Annotated in this window: 11 protein-coding genes and 1 tRNA gene; 4 read left to right on the forward strand and 8 right to left on the reverse strand. The window is 56.7% G+C overall.

Annotated features, from left to right (window positions below):
* Positions 1 to 32: 32 nt before the first annotated feature.
* Both Y882_RS17500 and Y882_RS17505 read left to right on the forward strand, forming a co-directional pair.
* The gene (locus Y882_RS17500; protein WP_046973240.1) at positions 33 to 599 is read left to right on the forward strand and encodes an RNA polymerase sigma factor; all 567 of its coding nucleotides are present in this window, start codon (positions 33 to 35) and stop codon (positions 597 to 599) included.
* A 322-nt stretch (positions 600 to 921) separates the two neighbouring features.
* Complete coding sequence (locus tag Y882_RS17505; RefSeq protein ID WP_156171565.1) at positions 922 to 1,335, forward strand: hypothetical protein; 414 nt, start codon at positions 922 to 924, stop codon at positions 1,333 to 1,335.
* Between the two features lie 3 nt (positions 1,336 to 1,338).
* Here the strand turns inward: Y882_RS17505 and Y882_RS17510 are convergent, their stop codons facing one another.
* On the reverse strand, positions 1,339 to 4,245 hold the full coding sequence (locus Y882_RS17510) for a TonB-dependent receptor domain-containing protein (protein ID WP_162207430.1): 2,907 nt from the start codon (positions 4,243 to 4,245) through the stop codon (positions 1,339 to 1,341).
* A 140-nt stretch (positions 4,246 to 4,385) separates the two neighbouring features.
* Positions 4,386 to 4,727 (reverse strand): HigA family addiction module antitoxin, encoded by a 342-nt coding sequence (locus Y882_RS17515; RefSeq protein ID WP_046973242.1) that lies wholly within the window; start codon positions 4,725 to 4,727, stop codon positions 4,386 to 4,388.
* A 951-nt stretch (positions 4,728 to 5,678) separates the two neighbouring features.
* On the opposite strand from Y882_RS17515, the gene Y882_RS20135 reads away from it, so the two are divergent.
* Positions 5,679 to 7,352 (forward strand): hypothetical protein, encoded by a 1,674-nt coding sequence (locus tag Y882_RS20135; RefSeq protein ID WP_156171568.1) that lies wholly within the window; start codon positions 5,679 to 5,681, stop codon positions 7,350 to 7,352.
* Between the two features lie 489 nt (positions 7,353 to 7,841).
* On the opposite strand, the gene Y882_RS17525 is transcribed toward Y882_RS20135, so the two are convergent.
* Positions 7,842 to 8,789, reverse strand: coding sequence for an HNH endonuclease (locus tag Y882_RS17525; RefSeq protein WP_046973244.1), 948 nt, complete (start codon positions 8,787 to 8,789; stop codon positions 7,842 to 7,844).
* A gap of 1,268 nt (positions 8,790 to 10,057) precedes the next feature.
* Complete coding sequence (locus Y882_RS17535) at positions 10,058 to 11,776, reverse strand: hypothetical protein (RefSeq protein ID WP_046973246.1); 1,719 nt, start codon at positions 11,774 to 11,776, stop codon at positions 10,058 to 10,060.
* Positions 11,777 to 11,971: 195 nt separating this feature from the next.
* Here Y882_RS17535 and Y882_RS21020 point away from each other — a divergent pair, with 195 nt between their 5' ends.
* Positions 11,972 to 12,373 (forward strand): IS3 family transposase, encoded by a 402-nt coding sequence (locus tag Y882_RS21020; RefSeq protein WP_425479485.1) that lies wholly within the window; start codon positions 11,972 to 11,974, stop codon positions 12,371 to 12,373.
* Here Y882_RS21020 and Y882_RS17540 read toward each other — a convergent pair.
* The 4 genes from Y882_RS17540 to Y882_RS17555 all read right to left on the reverse strand — a co-directional run bounded on the left by Y882_RS17540 (position 12,341) and on the right by Y882_RS17555 (position 18,301).
* Positions 12,341 to 14,023: a restriction endonuclease subunit S gene (locus tag Y882_RS17540; protein ID WP_052950132.1), complete on the reverse strand. Its 1,683-nt coding sequence runs from the start codon at positions 14,021 to 14,023 to the stop codon at positions 12,341 to 12,343. The two genes, Y882_RS21020 and Y882_RS17540, sit on opposite strands and share 33 nt — an antisense overlap.
* A complete protein-coding gene (locus Y882_RS17545; RefSeq protein ID WP_046973247.1) occupies positions 14,020 to 15,498 on the reverse strand; it encodes a type I restriction-modification system subunit M in 1,479 nt (492 codons plus the stop codon). Before Y882_RS17545 ends, Y882_RS17540 begins: the two co-directional genes overlap by 4 nt.
* Before the next feature lie 64 nt (positions 15,499 to 15,562).
* Complete coding sequence (gene hsdR, locus Y882_RS17550; RefSeq protein WP_046973248.1) at positions 15,563 to 18,025, reverse strand: EcoAI/FtnUII family type I restriction enzme subunit R; 2,463 nt, start codon at positions 18,023 to 18,025, stop codon at positions 15,563 to 15,565.
* A 200-nt stretch (positions 18,026 to 18,225) separates the two neighbouring features.
* Positions 18,226 to 18,301: transfer RNA gene (locus Y882_RS17555), tRNA-Ile, on the reverse strand.
* Positions 18,302 to 18,355: the final 54 nt, after the last annotated feature.

Here is an 18,355-nt window from a genome sequence, read left to right on the forward strand (position 1 = left end):
CTGAATATTTCAATATGGGCGTTAGGTCACTAATGAAGACCCGTTCCCACCGAGAGCAGGACACCGAGGCCATGGACAGGCTGCTCCTTAAGCGCATCGCCGATGGCGATCGAGACGCGCTGGCGACGCTCTATTACAACTATCACGAGAGACTTTGTGAGTTTCTCTATCGCCTGACCCGACATGCAGAAATCATCGATGAGGTGATCAATGAATGCTTCTGGGTCGTCTGGCAAAAGGCATCGGAGTTTCGACAGGCGTCCCCTGTCTCCATCTCGATCTTGGGCATCGCCTATCGCGCAGGGCTGAAGGCGCTACACCGACGTGGCGCTGAACTTATCGATGGCGATTGCTTCACTCAAGATCTGACGCCCGCGCCCAACGCCGGGAAGCATTGCCAGTTGAGGGATCGGATCACTCATGGCCTGGCCCGCCTCACCGCCGACCAGCGTCTGGTATTTGAGCTGGTGTACGGCGCAGGTCATAGCTTGGACGACATAGCCACGATCACTGGCATACCTTTGTGCACCGTAAAGGCGCGCTTGCTCCAAGCCAAAGCCAGCTTGCGCCACGTGCTGCCCTTCCTGGCCGGTGACTGAAACAATGGAAACGGGGGTCAGAGTGGACTTTCCACTGATGCACGGGCCGGAGGCAGTTAAATCGCGATAACTACCACGTTCCGTAGGATGACGCAGCACTGACGCAGGGTCCTCATAGCCCCAACGGCAAGCGTGGCAAATCCCTACCTGCAACCGATGCCGAGCGGCATTAGGGAGCGACGCTCCAGCGCCGATACCTAAGACGAGGAAGCCTTTCATTCAAGGATGCCCCGCCTAGCGACGGGTTCGTCAAGGACACCTGGAGAGACCCATGCACATCCCGCCGATCAGGACGCCATCGCCCCGTTCCAACGGAGCCAAGTTGCAACGCCGGTATTCCAACGACAACGGCTACGTCGACAATCCCATCGAGAACAGCTCCACTCAAGCTGCCCTGGCGACTGCCTCCGACAAGGTCAAGCATGCGCTCAAGGGCGTCGACCTTACCCATATCCGTCCCACCCAACTCGCCAAACTCGCGTCAACGCTGTTTGCCGAAGGGCAGATCTCCTGCATTTCGCTCGGGACGATGATGGTGCAGCAGGTGGACGGCGATGCGCCCATCAACGTACTGCAGGTGTTTCAGCGGCAGCGTGCCGCGCTGCAATCGATGAAGGGCCTGTCGTTCTTCAAGGAAAGCAACGCCGGCTATGCCGAGGTGGAAGCCACCACCAGTAAGCTGGCCGATTTCATCCGAGCCCTCACATCGTCGGCAGGCGTCGATGTGAGGGCCTGAGCACTACTTCAGCTCCCCAAACCGATACGTCGCCTGCAAGTAATACGCCCTCCCATAAACGCTGTAATTACTCGAGTTATACGGCGCCCCCGACGTACCGGGATAACTGCCATCACGTGGAGGCATTACGTTGAACAGGTTGTTCACCTGCATCGAGAGCAGCAGGCTGGGCATCGGTTGATACGACACGCTTGCGTTGTAGCGGATCCATGGGGCCAGCGTGCCTGCACCGGGATACGCATAGCCATTGTTGGCAGCGAGGTAGTTGGGGGTCTTGCCGTAGCGATTGGCATAGAGGGTCGCTGACCATTTTCCGCGATGCCAGTTGGCCGAGGCGTTGGTGCGTGTCTTGAAATCGGTGCTCCACGTGGGGTCGCGCAGACGGTCGACCATCGGATCGCCGGCGTACGGCTGATAGTCGTGTTTGAGCATGTCGGTGTAGGTCGCGGTGAAGCTCATGTCGCCATAACGCCCTATACCGAAGCCATAGCGGAAATCCGCGACCAGTGCATTGATGACACGGCGTGAGACATTGACCTTGGTGCGATAGATCGAGGTGATATCACCGATGGTGCCGTCGTTGGCAACGCCGGTACTGCGGGTGATCTGCGCCAAGGCGGTACGGCAGGACGGCGTATTGATGTCCCGTTCGCCAAGCCGGCACAGCATCTCGTCGTTGAGCAGCGAGTCCACGCTCTGATTCTGCACTTCGCCTCGCACGTTCCAGTGCAGGTAGTCGACGCTGGCCGCCATGCGAGGCACGGGCGACCACACCACGCCGTAGCTCCAGGCGTTCGCTTCGATCGGCTTGAGCGCCGGGTTGCCCGACTGCTGACCGAAGTACTGCACGTTGCCGTAGCGGGCCGGGCACTGGTCGATCTTGGGGCCCCGATAACCGAGCGCGGCGCAATTGTAGTAATCCGTTGCGCTGCTGTAGTAGCCGCTCAAGCCCTGGAACTGATCGGACAGCGTCGGCGCCTTGAAGGCGGTGCCGACCTTGCCTCGCAACAGCAGCGTTTCGATCGGCCGATATTCCAGGCCGAGGTTCCAGGTGGCACTGGCCACCTGTTTGCCGGCCACCTTGTAGTTGTCATAGCGCGCCGACGCATCGACGGTCAGCTGACGCCACACCGGCGCGCGCAACTCCAGCGTGCCGGCGTAACGCGAGCGGTGGCCCGCACCCTGCACGGCCGTGGTGCCCCACACACCGCCATTCATCAGGCGCGCATCCGGTGTGTAATCCCACCCCTGGTTGCCGGCCTCCACCACCGCGGCGATACCCGCGTCGCCACCCGGCAAGGTGAACAGCGAGGCGTTGGTGAGCTGGCCGCGCGCCAGGTTGTCCCAGGTCTTGCTGCGGCTGCTGGTGTAGCCGGTGAAACTGCGGAAGTTGGCGACCGACATGGGCGTGTAGAACGCAGCGTAGTCGGGTGCGAAGCTTCGATAGCCACGGCCGCGCGGGTCGGGCCCCAGGTCGGGGCCCAGCACGTGCTTGGCGAAGTAGTCGTTGATCGGATCGGCCCAGCGCGCAAAGCCGCGCTGATTGAGCTGGTCGTCCGAATGTGTGAAGCCAAGGTCGTAATCCCACGCGCTGGAGCCCAGGCGCCCTTGTGCACCCAGCGTCAGCATGTACGCGTTCTCCACGGACTTGTTCATGATGGAGTCGTAGCCGCCCACGTCCTCCGGCGAAAACGCGCGCTGCATCTGCACGTAGTCGCGCAACTTCGTGTCGTAGAAGTAGCGGTACTTTGAGCTGCTACCCCACCACGTGTAATTGGACCCCGTCGCTGTGCTGGTCTCGTTGTAGTTGTAGAGCAGGTCGCCATACAACCGCACGTGTTCGCCCGCATCGTAGGTGGCGTGCGTATACAGCTGCGCGTTTTCGGTGGCGTTGGCGAGCGTGCGATAACCCGGTGAATAGAACGAGCCGCAGTAGCTGCCATTGGGCGAGCGCACGCGATAGCCGGTGGTGCCGGCAAACTGTTCGGTCACGCGACTGCAGGCGCTGGCGTCGACCTTTTCCACGTTGATGTAGCGCCCGGTGGTGCCGCTCACCAGCAGGTAATCGCCGCTGGCGATCGATGGGCCGGTGCCGTCGGTATTGCGGCGGCGGGTAAGCTCGCGCTGATAGCCCCAGATCGGATCGACGTTCTCGTATTGCACGCCGCCCATCAGGTTGAAGCGGCCACGCTGAAACCCGTCGCTGAAGCTCAGCCGCCGGCTGACGCCGCCACCCTCCTGATAGAAGCCGTAGCGCGCATCCAGCGCCGCGCCATCGACATGCTTCTTCAGCACCACGTTGATCACGCCGGCGATCGCATCCGATCCGTACAACGACGACTGCGCGCCCGGCAGGATCTCGATGCGATCGACCAGCTGCATCGGGATGCCGGACAAGTTGTTGAACACATCCCGCCCGTTGTACAGCGCGGGGAAATTGCCCATCGGCCGGCCGTCGATCAGGTATTTGGTGAAACCCGGCGGCATACCGAACAGGCTGAGTGTCTCCGCGCCCTGGGTGAACGAGGCGGAGCTCTGCGCACCCTGCACGCTGCCGGTGGCCACCGAGGATTGCTTCAACGCCTCGGCCACCGTGCCGAATCCGCGGGCCTGCAGCGACTCGCCGGAGATGATGATCAACGGCGCGGCGGTTTCGATCTCGACCTGGGGAATCAGCGAACCCGTCACCGTGATCGCTTCCAGCTTCTTGGTGGCGGGCTTCTGATCAGCGCCGGCCTGCTTGGTTTCCGTTTCCGCAGGGCGTCCGGATGCCTGCGGATCGGCAATGACGTCCGGCGACACGCTCGCTGCACACAGACCCAGCAAGGCGATGGCCAACGTGGAGCGGCGGCGATGACGCAGCGCGCCGCAACCCATCATGGGCGAAATTTCTACTTCGTGAGCCGACACACTTCGCACCGAGTGCGTAGCGGGCGGGCGCCATGCGAGCGACGGACACGTGCGTACCTGCTGACCTGGCCTAGCCATGATCGATTCCTTTTGTCGTGAGAGGGTGGTTGGCGGATCGCGTGAGCGGCCATCAAGGGCGGCTAACGGAAATCGGGAGGCGCCTCGGCGCCGGCCGTTGAGCGGCCGGCGGTGGTGATGCCTCGCGCCTCGCGCGCCAGGTCGTAGCGCGCCTGCAACACAAGCCAATAGAGCGCCGATGTATCCAGCGCGATGGCAAGCCGTATCGCGTGTCTTGCCGTGACGGATCGTTCGCCGGCAACGATCTCCTTGATCTGCGAGGCCGGGATGCCGATGCGGCGTGCGAGTTGCGAGGGGTTGAGCCCCTCCGTACGCATGTAGTCGTGCAGCAGCACGTCCCCGGGAGAGCGCAGGCGCGACGACGCATCCACGCCCAGGCGGGGCGTCAGATTGATCAGTTCCATGGACTTCCTTCCCCTGTCGGACACGCCCTTAGAACGGGCGCGCACTTACGGTCATTCGCGTCAGCGAATGCCTGGTAGGTACATCAGCGATCCCCAGGTGGCGACGCACCGCCATGCAGGCCGATGCGCCGCCGGGGGAGATCAATGCCCGGGTGGATAGCTCACGCGAGGCACGTGGCCGAACAGCCTGGCGTACTGCTGCAGGCATTGGATCGCGGTGCCGAGGCGAGTGGCTTCCGCCTCGGAAAGCGGCCATACCAACGATCTGGCGAGGAATCCGCGAGCCTGCGCCTTGCGCCATTGCTCACTGTCGTGATGCAGGCGAGTCAGCGTGAGCAACGCCAGGGCGATGTCCGCGCGAGTGCTCGGAGGGGAGGCTTCGGGCCACGCGACGCGTGCGGGAGGGAGGTCGTCGGGTGAGCCTGGGAGGGTGTCGTCAGCGGGAACTGACGGGCGAGCGCGTGACGTATGATCGCGGATAGCCATGATCAACTCTGAGGTAGTTGGAGATGGTTAGCGGGTCGTGGGTGTTGGCGCACTCACGGCTCGCGCTTCATGACTTGGGGTCATGGTCATTCGCGATGCGTTACAAGAAAATTCTGCTGCGCGGATGGCTAAACGAAACTAGCAATCGGCGATTGGGGCGTCTGTCGGGATTCGATGGGGTGGGTGTGCGCCTTGCGGGGTGTGGTGGGTACGCAAGCACTGGCCAGGCCATGTGTCAGCATCGTCCGGCAGGTTTAGCGGGTACTCGGCCTTGAATTGACACCACCACATCTGGTGGCTTGGCGATCGGATAAGAAATTTCTATCTACAGTCAATCCCAGGACGTCTTCTTTGAAATCCTCGCTAGTAGACGACCAATCAAATGTCTCACATTGGTCAATGACTAACTTTTCGACTAGGCGCTAACATGTAGTGCGCGTTCAACTGGACGCACGGGGGCGTTCAATGACTGACTACTTTTTGCAAAAATCTGTGTCTCTTGGCGACGAGTTGGCCGACCTACTGGGCAATAGCTGGCACTCTCCTCGGCAACTGGGGTGGCCGCCAGATGTCTTCGCCGTATGCGCCTATCTACTTGAGGTGAGTGGCGCATACATCAACATCATGAAAGCTTGGCCACCCAACGGAGACCCTGGAGCTTGGGAAGAGTTCATTGAAAAGAACGCCTCTGCTTGGCGCAGAAGCGCAAATGCGACGCTCGCCGCATACACAGATGAGACGCCATCGCCGCCTCAAGTTACGCCTGCGGCACAATCCAACATTCCGAGAGAAGTAAAAAAGCTTTGGCGCATTGTCTGGAGTTCGAGAAACGTCCCTGTCGAGCAAATATCTCTCGCCGAAAACTCCAAGTTGTGCGGAGCTCTCCTCACTCTCATAGCTCTGGCTGATGCCGCTTGCGTCGGATTCGGGCTCCCGCTAGATCGCGATGATCCCGAACTAGATTTCAGCTTCGAAGTGCAGAAGTTGCTCATTACGCACGGCACCTTTACTCCAAGGCTCCCCAGGACCCGGCTGTGTACATTGCCCAAGCAACACACACCGAGGCTCGGTATCACCATGCGGTCCCTTACGCATCATCTGGCCCTTTTTACTGGAGGTGAGGTTGCGCCCACATGGTCCGTTCAAGGTCTCGAACGGGAACCGCGGTTTAATTTGCTCGTCGTGCCTTGGCCGCCGGAAATTTTCCCCACGCAGTTTTCAGAAGCACCGGTGAATTATGTTCATTTTGGAGACCCCTTTAAGTGCTTCAACTACGAAGTGAAGGCGGCCGATGATCTGCTTAGCCGTACCTCCGACCATCAAGGATTTGAGGGCTACTTGCAGCAGATCTTCCTCGAAGCAAAGATGATCTGTGGAGATATCCAGGGAATAGTGTTCCCGGAGGCGGCGCTAACCCCGGGCGATTTTCAGACCGTAGAACGAGTATCAAGAAATCATGGCTGTTCTTGTGTGGTCGCAGGGGTTTCAGGCAGAGATGGTCAAGAGCCATTTAATCAAGTGTGGATGGCTTTCGGTTTGGATGAGGATCGAAGCGATCGAGTTGTCAAACAAGGGAAGCATCACCGCTGGCAACTGAATCGTTCCCAGATCGAGATGTATGGCCTCGGAGGTTCGCTCGATCCCAAATTCAAATGGTGGGAACACACCGGGATCGAAGGTCGATCAGTCAACTTTGTTGCAATTCACGACGAACTAACGATCTGCTGCCTGATCTGTGAAGATCTCGCACGGCAGGACCCAGTGGCGCAGTTGGTTCGGTCAGTAGGCCCCAATTTGGTCATCGCCCTTCTATCCGACGGCCCCCAAATCGCCCAACGTTGGCCTGCTCGCTACGCTACTGTGCTTGCGGATGATCCGGGCAGCTCTGTGTTGACCGTTACTAGTTTGGGAATGACACAGCTGGCCACCCCTCCCCCGGGCTCTAGTAGGTCTCGGGTTGTGGCGCTTTGGAAGGACGCAGAAAATGGGCTTAAGGAGATCACCTTGAATCCCAATGCGGTAGCGGTGGTGCTCAATTTATGGAACTACAGTGAGACGGAATACACGGCGGACGGCCGGAGCGATGGAGGGGTAAGCACTTATCCCTCCCTCGGCGGGTGCCATCAAATATTTCTTTAACACCCGCCTTGCGAAGAGGCTGGACGACCCCTATATTCAGGCTCGAGAGGTGAGTTATGACTATTGATAACAGAGCCCAACTGGAGTCCACACTTCTTGCGATCATTGCCCAAGCTCAGGCTCGAGGGCGGACACGTCAAGAAGTAGAGCGCTATGTTCGGCAGCTTCAGATGGAAAGCTCAAAAAGGCTAGTCGAGCAGCTCTTTGGAGGCCACGCGAATGCCAATGGCCTAAGGAAGTGGGCAAAGTCTTTGTAAGCCTCACTTCAATGGGACGCTATGCATTCATCTCACTGAAAGAGCGGCCTGATGGCCGCTTTTTTGTGTCCTGCGAACTAGCCCGAAGCCTCGGTCAGAGTGGAGTCAAACTGGGTAACCCGGGGTAGTCCAGAGTGCACTTTCCCTTGATCCTCAATTTGCGCACTATTGAAATCTGCACTCAGCCCCAGTTTTGCTGGTTTCGGCTGCTTCTAGTGCATTTCTCAGCGCATCACCGCAGGAAGACATTGCTCCGGTGATAGGCGAGATAGGTCGCCTGCTTCGGATGGAAGACTCCGCATCCGTTCGCACACGCTTCACTCAACCCAAGCCGATCCAAATCGGTGTGATCGAGCTTGCGCGATAGGAGCACGTCACCATCGTCTTCAAAGCTAATAAACCCTCGATCGAACAGCCGGTCGACATGCGGCGTGAGCAAGAGGCCGTTTGCGCCATCGAGTCGCTCGACCGAGTTCTCGCAGAGGCGCCACGGCTTGATATGACTCGCAATCAGCAGCCGTGGATTGCTCACTTTGGTGAGCCTGCACGAGGACTCGAAGTTGAAGATGCTCTGACGAAAAAGACCTTGCCCGTAGCGCGACTTGACCACCTGCTCTTTAGTCGTCGCATCCAAGCTCGGGTCATCCCGAATGATGGCCTGAATGGCATCGTCAATACGCGCGAGTGGCGCATCAATCTGGGATGCCTCCACCTCATAACCCGAGTCAGGCATACCCAGGGGCCCTATGAGGAACTCATAGACCTCGCGACCCACCTCGGCTAGGTAAGCCCCTTGGTTACCGTTGCCCGTGTTAGGTTGGATGGGCGAATACTTGTCTGGCAAGAGAGGACCAAGTTCTTTGATATGGTCCTTCGGCCGAACGGGCGCAGCTAGCGGCTCCCACAACACAGGCAGCAGCCAACCTTCGTCATCCCAGTAATGCCCCGTAGTACCAAAGCTATCCGGCTTCGGGGCCGGACTCGCATAGTCCTCTACATACCCGACGTACCGAATCAGGCCACCCGCAAACGACAACACCACATCGCCAGGCGCTGCGCCTCGCATGTTGTCGTAGAACAGATTCCGCGCCCCATGCGCCGCCCGATACGGCGACCACAGATACCCACCCTCAATCTCCTGCCGCGCCGTCTGCTTGTGGTTAACCCACCAGTACCGCATCGCCGCCCCTCCCGCGTATCCGGCTCACTAGGCGGTAAGGATAGCCCTACATGACGATTTGGTTCGAGACGCGGCGATTTCATGGGGAAGGCTGACAGACGTAGCCAAGCGATGCGTCCTCCAAAACCAGGGTCATAGAGGACTTTCTATGGAGGCGGGCAGAAAGAGTGCACTCTGACCCCAGTTTTAATAGTTGCTCTTGTGATGATTGCCTTCTAGCAATCAACTATGCGCTGATTGATTTCCTCTACTTCTACCCGCGCCCGCACCCACGCCTCACAAGGTGAGCGCGCTCAATACGACATCAACTGGCTTCATGGGTTTCCCCTTGATACCTGAGCCCTTTAAAAGTTGGGGTGCACGCTTACGTGCGTACGCAAGGGCGCTATAGCGGACATGACGAGATACCTCCCGGATGTCATTGAGCCCCGCGATGCGCCCAGGGCCCTTTACCAGTTCGCAGTCAAAACATCATTGCCTTGCAGATCTGTTCGAGTGGCTGAATTGGTGACTCGAAAGCCCCTAACGGCAGTGTGCTCAGTATGCGTGACAGTCCCAATGATATTTCCCGACGCGTCCAAGACGGAGTAGCAAGTTACATCGGTCTCACCCACGAAGCCCTTAGTGCGTGTGCTATTCATGCGGAGCGTCTCGCCCGGTCCGAGCGCCAACTTTTCGCTAATCGACATGGGAGACATTCCTCGGTCTTGTTGGGTCGAAGTCACTATTGGCTTCGCTCGTCAAATTGCAGTCGGGTCTGGGTTGTACTTCCAACGATCGAGTTGCCTCTCGACGACGTACTCCCCGACTCCTCACCCACCAAAGAAATACCTGCTTTCGATCGGGGCATACTTCGCGGGCACAAGCCACGTACCAATTGTCGCATCTCACGACGGCAATTCAAGCAGCGGGCCATCCCATTGGGTTAGCGGATGACCCCTTTTCTCACCGCAAAGCTCTCTTATCCGCCCTACAAACGGGGTCGCTCTAAAGACGTGCCCAGTCACTTGCCGCCTTGGACTGCTATGGGCATCTAGTCAAAAGCCAATCAAAACCGGGAGCAAAGCGGATATCCCATGAACGTTGAAACAAAAGGCGTATTCTTGTCCTGACGCTTTTTTGCATTATGTAGTGCAAAAAAACATCTGCATCGCGACGTACCACCGCCTAGATGTATCGACAAATGAGCCCATCAAGTCTTCCAATAGCTCCCTTTCGCACTAACCTAGATTCGCCCATATGGATGCGACGAAGAAATGATCATAGATTTAAAGAAGACGCCCTTGTGGGTCCACGCTCAACCTAGCACGATACTCATCCTTGATAGGAAATATTGATTCATACAGACGATGGTATGCATGGCCGATTGCACCATTAAATAGCCTTAATTTTGGCTGCATCACCTCCTCGCCCGATCGCAATACATGGGTCGAAGAGATGCCGGGATAGGGGTCTATATAGATGACCTCCTTTATGCCAAGCTGAAATGCTTTTTTCGAACACAACTCGCACGGGCTGGCAGTTGTATATAGTACGCCACCTTGAATACCGCTATTGCCATACTTTGCGAGCTGAAGAAAAGCGTTTTCCTCGGCATGCAGCGAACGAGTATGCACCTGGTTATTGTCATCATCATTGATCGCGTTATAAGCATCTTTGAAACAATATGGACAGGGTAGACCTGTCGCAACTTTCAAGGACGATCTGCCCGCGAAGTCATTTTCTAGATTTCGGCGAAGCTTTGGATCTGTCCTCTCGTAGTAGCTGAAGGCAACCGTATCACCTCCAGAAAGCAGGTTGCTCACATCTCTTAGCAGGCAGGGGACTTGCCCCTTCGGCACGTCGTTCCACCCCACGGCCTTTATCGACCCACCCTCATCAGCGACCGTGGCCCCTACCTGCCTGGAGATGCATCCGCTGTTCACTTTGGCCACGAAGGCGAGCTGCATGCAGCGTTCGTCACGCGTGGGCGTAACTAGGCCTGGCCGTACCATAAGTGCCGTGTAGCGAATCACCTGAGCATTGATCCCTCTTATGTTTGTCGCAAACTCCTCGGGTCGACCTGAGTTCGCAAAGAACAAATCTGATTTTTGAATGCACTCCTGTATGTTCTGAGATACAAAGTTCTCGTAGCTCTTTAGAGATTTTTTTCCCGACGCCTCCTTCGAATCTATCTTCTGAATATCCTTCTTGTTAAGGGCAAGAGACTCCAGGCGCGCTATTCTGTCATCGTCGTCCGCCGTTATCGCTATCGCGTAGAACGCCGCAAACTGGTCTCGCATATACAAGAGCTCGAGCGGATTTCTAATAGCGTCAATTATTATCCTTGTGCTCTGACGAGGAAGGCTACTGTCATGCTTGAAAGCCGCTTTCACCAGTCTCTTGACGCGCCGAATTAAGGAAAATAGTTCGTCCTGATTTATTTTGTTGGACAAGGCAGAGCCGCTATATCGAATGTTGTCACCGAGCTCCTGAAATACAGGCCCATAGATAGCGCCCAGCATACTTTTGGTCTTTTGCGCCACTGGCGACAACATATTATTGTAAAATGTCCATGCGTCCGGACCGTGTTGTTTTTGATCGTGAACAACGCAGTCTACGAAGGCTGGGTAATTTTTATCTTTCCTCAGAATTTGAAATTCGCCAAGTAGCGAATCTATTGACGAATCCTCAACTTTATGTCGTTTGAAGAAGGCGCGAATATCTTCGTCGCCGTGCGCAAAAAGATAGCTGAGAATTACAGTCGATACCGTTATCGCCTTAAATGGTACCCAGGCTTTCTCAAGAAAAGATTTAGCTATAAGCAGCTTTCTGTCTTCGGGTTTCGGAAGATCGCCCTCAGAAACGACCAGCTCGGAGTATTCCTTGGTAAATACGCCAGCGGTGGTTGTGCAGCCGCTACCAGTTCTTCCTGTAAGCGCAACCACCAACAAATCCGTGCGTTCATAGTAGGCCTGTTCGATACCCGCGCTGATTTCCTTAGCCATACGTCCCCCTAGGATTTTGGTGGATTTACCACCTGCCTAACTTTTTGTCCAGGCATCAGACCCAAATACCGCCTCCGTATTTCTTGTCGAATTCGATGAAATATCGATATCGCGGCCAAAGCCGAAACGTGGGTCAGGGTGTATTCTTGCTAAACCCGGGTCAGTGTGGACTTTCCATTGAAGCTGGCAGGGGAAGTGCGCTCTGACCCCGGTCTTGGCGCTTTATCGGTAAGCCGCAGCGGGTTACATGCTTCGCGTGGCCGCGAACTAAGCAGCCAAGATGTAAAGGACCGAGCATTGCTCGCTCACGTGCGCCGGGTGCATCGCGACTCGCGGGAGGTCTATGGAGCACGCAGAGTTTGGAAGGAACTCGTGGCGCAAGGCATTTCCTGCGGCCGCCATCACATTGCAAGGCTGAGGCGCGAGAATGGCATCGAAGCACGCCGATGGCGTCGCTTCAAAGTGACGCGGTATTCAGTCCAACCAACGGTTGTTTTGCAGCACTTCCAGGACATCATTCGGCCGCGCTCGCCGCCATTCGCCGTCGTGACCTGGTGGGAGCGATCAGCTCACAGCGCCGATCAGGCCATCTGCTAAACGAGATTGCATACCTCGGGATTCACTTAAACGCTCTCGAAGGGCCACGCAAAGCCGCCGAAGCTCATCGACACGGGCAACGATTCGCCGCTGTTCCGCCAATGGCGGGAGGCCGAACATAAAGCTGAAAAGTCTGCCTGACTCTAGCTTGCAGGTGCCGTGTGTCGAGCGCGCAACCAGCGAGAGTATCTCAGGTTTAAAGCCCTTGAGCGCCAATGACAAAAACTCAAGTAGCTCAACCAAGTACGGTGTGAATGACTTCATATCTTGATTAATGGTCACCTCGCGCGCGGCTACGGCCACGGGAAATGAGTGCGCAAGAATCATCCCACGAACCACCACAAGTAGACTGTTGGCAGATATCAATGGCAACCGTGTTTCGTTGATCGCCTTGGATGAAACGTGATCCTGAGAGTCATTGATCACATCTACCTTCATGTCCTTTGGACTGACCCATGGAATGCTTCCATCCCAAAAGCGTGGATTCCCTTTACTGGGTGTCGCACCGCCGCCCACCGCGCAGACGTCCAGAAGACTAACCGCCTCCCAGCCATTGGGAAGCTTAAAGGGGAGATCTTCGCGACGTGTGGCTTGATCGTGATTGCTGACAGCTGTGCCGAATTTTCCTCGCCGAGATTGAATCTCTTGCAGGAGATCACGAGCAGGAGCATCAGTGGCATCTTGCGCGACAAGCAGTCCACGTACAGCAAGTTGAAGGATGACCCTCTCTAGAACATCAATGGATTCAGGACGGTCAAATAGCAGGTCGAAATGGGTGGCTATGCGCCGCCAGTTCTCAGACAGCGCCTCGGCGGATTCGCTGGAAGCAAGCGTGTCGAACAACGTGGCGACGAGTCGCTCGTGTTGCTCGTCCTGCAACTGACCGCGGGCCTCAAGTGCATCACATATCCTCATTAGCTCCTCGATGCGGTCGACGATGCGGGCTTGTTCGGCCAGGGGTGCTAAGGCGAATAGCTTAGAATTCAAGGCTTTGAAATGCCGTGCATAACCTCGACTTTCGAGCCTAAAAGCCTTGAGCTGCCAGAAGAAATACTTTTCATTTTGCAGTACTGGGCGAAGAACCTTCACTCCTTCGGCCCCGGGCGCAAAATCAAAATCTATGTATTTCACTTGGGTCGTATGATCGCCAAAGATGACCACTGGCCCCGGAATATTGAGCATCAGTTCGACCTCGTCGGTATAACCCGCAACGTGGCGCTGCCCTTGATCGACAACAGGAATGGAGCCTTTATCTTTAATGGCCGAGGAAAGTAGTGTTTTCTTCCCCAGAGAAAGGGGGAAATAGATTTGTGGCAAACGAACCCAGATCCAGCCCGCCGGAAGACTATATGCAATTTCCTCATCGGCAATTGGTTCTAATGACTTCTCGCGCGATATCACCCCGGCGTCAATGAGGCTCTCCTTCTCTGCGCGAACGCGTGAGAGTAAGACGAGAGCGGACTCGTCACCTGGTTCTTGCGGAAGCAACCTGCCTCGAAACGCGAGCGAGAGAATCAACTCCCGCAACTTCGCTATGCCCTGCTGAGACTGGACCAGCAGATCGAACGCGGCACCAAATACCGTTTCCTTCTGCACCGGTACGTTCGCCGCAGGTGCAGCGATGTTCTGGGCGACCTTCGACTGCCTCATCCTTGCGCCTCGACACCACTCAATGCAGCACCAAGCAACACCTTTAGTTGATCGCGTAAACTTTGCGCCTCAATCTGGAGGCGTCGGTGATTGGCCAACAGCACTTCTGGATCGTGACTGACTTCTTCGACGGCATACGGGTTTTTCTGATCGAGGTCATAGTTGGCCGCCCTAATTGTGTCGATTCCGACCTTCCAAGCGAATTCGTTCTCGACACGACTGGCATAGCCGTCGGCGGCATCGCCCCACCAGGCTTTTTCTACGTCGAACTCTTCGATACGGATCGGCTTGGTCTTGTTGTAGTTCTTCACGCCAGCTGGATATTGGTGCTCGTAGTACCAGATGTGCTCGGTTGGCCGCCCCTTAGTGAAGAAGAGCAAATTAGTCTTGATGGGAGTATACGGGCTGAATACGCCATTGGGCAGGCGCACGATAGTGTGGAGGTTGCACTCCGCCAATAGCTGTTCCTTAATGCGCGATTTGACGCCTTCGCCGAACAGAGTGCCATCGGGCAATACCACCGCCCCTCGGCCATTCGTCTTCAATAGGTGCTTGATCAGCACTAGGAACAGATCGGCAGTTTCCTTGGTGCGCACGTCGGCAGGAAAGTTGGCTTCTACGCCAGGCTCCTCGGTGCCGCCAAATGGGGGGTTGGTCACGATGACGTCGACGCGATCCTTGGCATCATAGTCTCGCAGAGGGCGAGTAAGCGTGTTGTCGTGACGAATCTCGCTGGGAACATCGATTCCATGTAACAGCATGTTCGTGACGCACAGAAGGTGCGGCAGCTGTTTCTTCTCCACACCGTGGATGGACGCCTGCAAAGTAGCCTCATCCACAACGGTTCGCGCCTGCTTTCGCAAATGCTCCAGCGCACAAACTAGAAATCCCCCAGTTCCACAGGCCGGATCAAGCACAGATTCACCGAGCTGTGGGTTGATCATGTCGACCATAAACTGGGTGACCGCGCGTGGCGTGTAAAACTCACCTGCGTTGCCGGCGGACTGCAAATCGCGGAGGATCTTTTCGTAGATATCGTTGAACTGATGGCGATCCGTCTTGCGGTTGAAGTCGATCGCGTTGATCTTGTTGATTACCTGGCGGAGGAGTTGACCAGATTTCATGTAGTTGAAGGCATCTTCGAAAACGCCCCGAACTACGAAGCCGCGCGGGTTTCGCTTCAAATCGCCGGGAAGTTCCTTGAGCGTTGGGAACAGCTGATTGTTTATGAAATCGAGGAGCTCTCCGCCAGTGCGCCCCTCTGGATCGGCCGCCCAATTTCGCCAGCGCAAGTGCTCGGGCAGGGGCGAACGGTAGTCGTCGTGCATGACCTCCAATTGCTCTTCGTGCGCATCGAAGATCTTCAGGAAGAACAACCAGGTGAGCTGGCCAATGCGCTGGGCATCGCCGTCAACGCCGCTGTCCTGGCGCATGACGTCTTGGATGGATTTCACAATTGAGCTGAGATTGGACATTTGGGTTCTGCACTAGAAAAAGAAAGGCTGGTGCTGCACAGGCCATCGGTCCGCTGATAGGCCTTTAAGAGCGATACAACTCTGCTTCCAAACTCCGCACCGCCTGCAGGAATTGTGGCTTGCCGCCGAATGCGCGCACTAATTCGATTGGGGTGCCTAGGTGGTCAATCGGCGGCAGACGTAACACGTCCATACTTTCGATAGTCTGCACGCCACTGTCGGCGTACTTGTCGATCAGAGCCGCGATGACCTGACGTGCTACGGGGCCATATTCGGTGAACACGTTCCGCTTACGTACCTGGTTGGCGCGCTCGGCACGGGTGAGCGGGGGCATATCGTAGGCGACGTGAAGCACCAAGTCGAAAGGGTCGAAATCCTTGCCTACCTCGTCTGCCAGCGCGTCGAGGAAGACGCCGTGATCGTCCAACTCGGCGATTAGCACCGCCTTGCGTTCTGCCGCGCTCCAGACCCGAAGGAAAGCATCAAGTGATTCGTACTGTTTTTTGACGTTGATTCGCGTGTAGTCGCGCAGACTTTCGGTGATCAGCTTGCCTTCCGCGTCAAGGTACTGCACGCGCTCCTTGGCGATGCTGACGGGTACGCGTTTGCCGTCGATGACGAAGCGCTTGACCGTTTGCGGCAACTCCCCGTCGCCTTGCCCAGTGCCTTTTGTAAATTCGAAGGGGGATTCTTCATCGCTCCAGTGACCGGGTTCCTCGCAGATGCCGCCGGGTGGCGGTGGCTCGGGCGGCTCGACCGGCTCGCCCGGGCCGGGTTGGTAGACCTGCGCCGGGTCACCATCGAACTCCTTGTCTGCGAACATCTCGGTGGCGCGTTTGAAGTCCATGATGGTGAACCAGGTCTTGCCCAGATCTTCGCGCAGACGAGTACCGCGTCCGACGATCTGTTTGAACGTCGTCATTGACTTGATGGTCTGGTCCAGCACGATCAACTTGCAGGTCTGAGCATCGACGCCAGTGGACATGAGCCGCGAGGTAGTGGCGATCACCGGGAAAGTCTTCTCCGGGTCAATGAAGTTATCTAGCTCCAGCTTGCCTTCCCTGTTGTCGCCGGTGATTTGAACGACGTATTTCGGCTGATCGACGCAAATGTCGGCGTTGGCGTTGGACAGTGCTTGGCGCATGCGGCCAGCGTGATCAATGTCCTCACAGAAGACAATCGTTTTGGCGTAGCGGTCAGTGGCTTTCAGATAGTCGGTTATCTTCTCGGCGACCAGCTGGTCACGAGCTTCCAACACCAGAGAGCGGTTCATGTCGCTCTGGTTATAAATGCGGTCCTCGACAACGTTACCATGCTTGTCGGTCATGCCCGCAGATGGGCGCCACCCGAGCACATCCCGGTCTAGGTCAATGCGGATGACCTTGTATGGGGCGAGATAGCCATCGTCGATACCCTGCTTCAGGGAATAGGTGTACAGGGGCTCGCCAAAGTAATCACTATTGGAAACCTCCTCTGTTTCTTTCGGGGTGGCGGTGAGGCCAATCTGCGCCGCGCTCTTGAAGTAGCTAAGAATCTCCCGCCAGGCCGAATCCTCGGCCGCGCTACCGCGATGGCATTCGTCGACCACGATCAGATCGAAGAAGTCCGGCGAGAACTGCTTATAGATGTTGGCCTCATCCTCACGACCGGAAACCGCCTGGTAGAGCGACAGGTAGATCTCGTAAGACTTGTCGACCAGCTTGGTGGTCTTATTCAAGGCGAGGTCCAGATCTTCAATGAAGCGCTTGCCAGTATCGGCGTCGACCCGTTCCACACCTTTCTGGTTGGGGCTGAGTTTCGCCATTGCCCCCTTGAAAGGCTTGAAGTCGTTGACCATGGTCTGGTCAATCAGGATGTTGCGGTCGGCCAGGTACAGAATGCGTTTCCTGGCGCCGGACTTCCACAAACGCCAAATGATCTGGAAGGCGGTGAAGGTCTTGCCGGTGCCAGTGGCCATCACTAGTAGGACGCGGTCGCGACCGGTGGCGATCGCCTCGACGGTGCGGTTGACCGCGGTGATTTGGTAGTAGCGCGCGCTTTTGCCTGGAAACCACGCGGACTCGGCCACAGTGCGCACCTCGGACGACCAGCCTTTCCATGCGCAGTATCGCTGCCACAGCTCGCTTGGACTTGGGAATTCATCCAGGGTGATTTCGCGCTCCAGTACATCATCGGCAAGCGTACGGTCGCGGAAGATGAAACCGTCGCCGTTGCTGGAGAACGCAAACGGGACGTCCAGAAGCTGGGCGTATTCGATCGCCTGCGCCATACCGGCGTTTAGCGAGTGGTGATTGTCCTTGGCCTCAATTACTGCGATAGGCCGATCGGCGTGATGGCACAGCATATAGTCGGCACGGCGGATACTGGCCTTATCGCGTGCGGCACGTTGACCTCGGACCACCATGCGGCCGGCCTTAAGGGTGAATTCCTGAAAGACCTGCTCATGTAAATCCCATCCGCGTGCGACGAGCGCAGGCGTGATGAATTTCAAACAGATATCTGCCTCAGATAGCTTTTTCTTATCCATGAAGCACAGACCTAGCACCCATTGGGGTGGCTCCTTTGAGAAGCATAGGTCGTCAGCCTCATATCAGCCAGTTTTTGGGGAAATGGTGGCGAAGGCAATTCGGCATAGCTGAGCCCGCCTTATTGGCTCTGCCGAACTTTGGGATCTGACCCTTTTCGCTCACTGGCGAATCAGGCCAAGACGAAAAAGACTTGAGAAATTGGTGGGCCCACGAGGATTCGAACCTCGAACCAAGGGATTATGAGTCCCCTGCTCTAACCGTTGAGCTATAGGCCCATGCGTGCCGGCGTTGCGCTGGCTTGGGGCGGACATGGTAGCGGGGTCGGGAGG

Source organism: Dyella japonica DSM 16301 (genome assembly GCF_001010355.1).
GTDB classification, from domain to species: domain Bacteria; phylum Pseudomonadota; class Gammaproteobacteria; order Xanthomonadales; family Rhodanobacteraceae; genus Dyella; species Dyella japonica.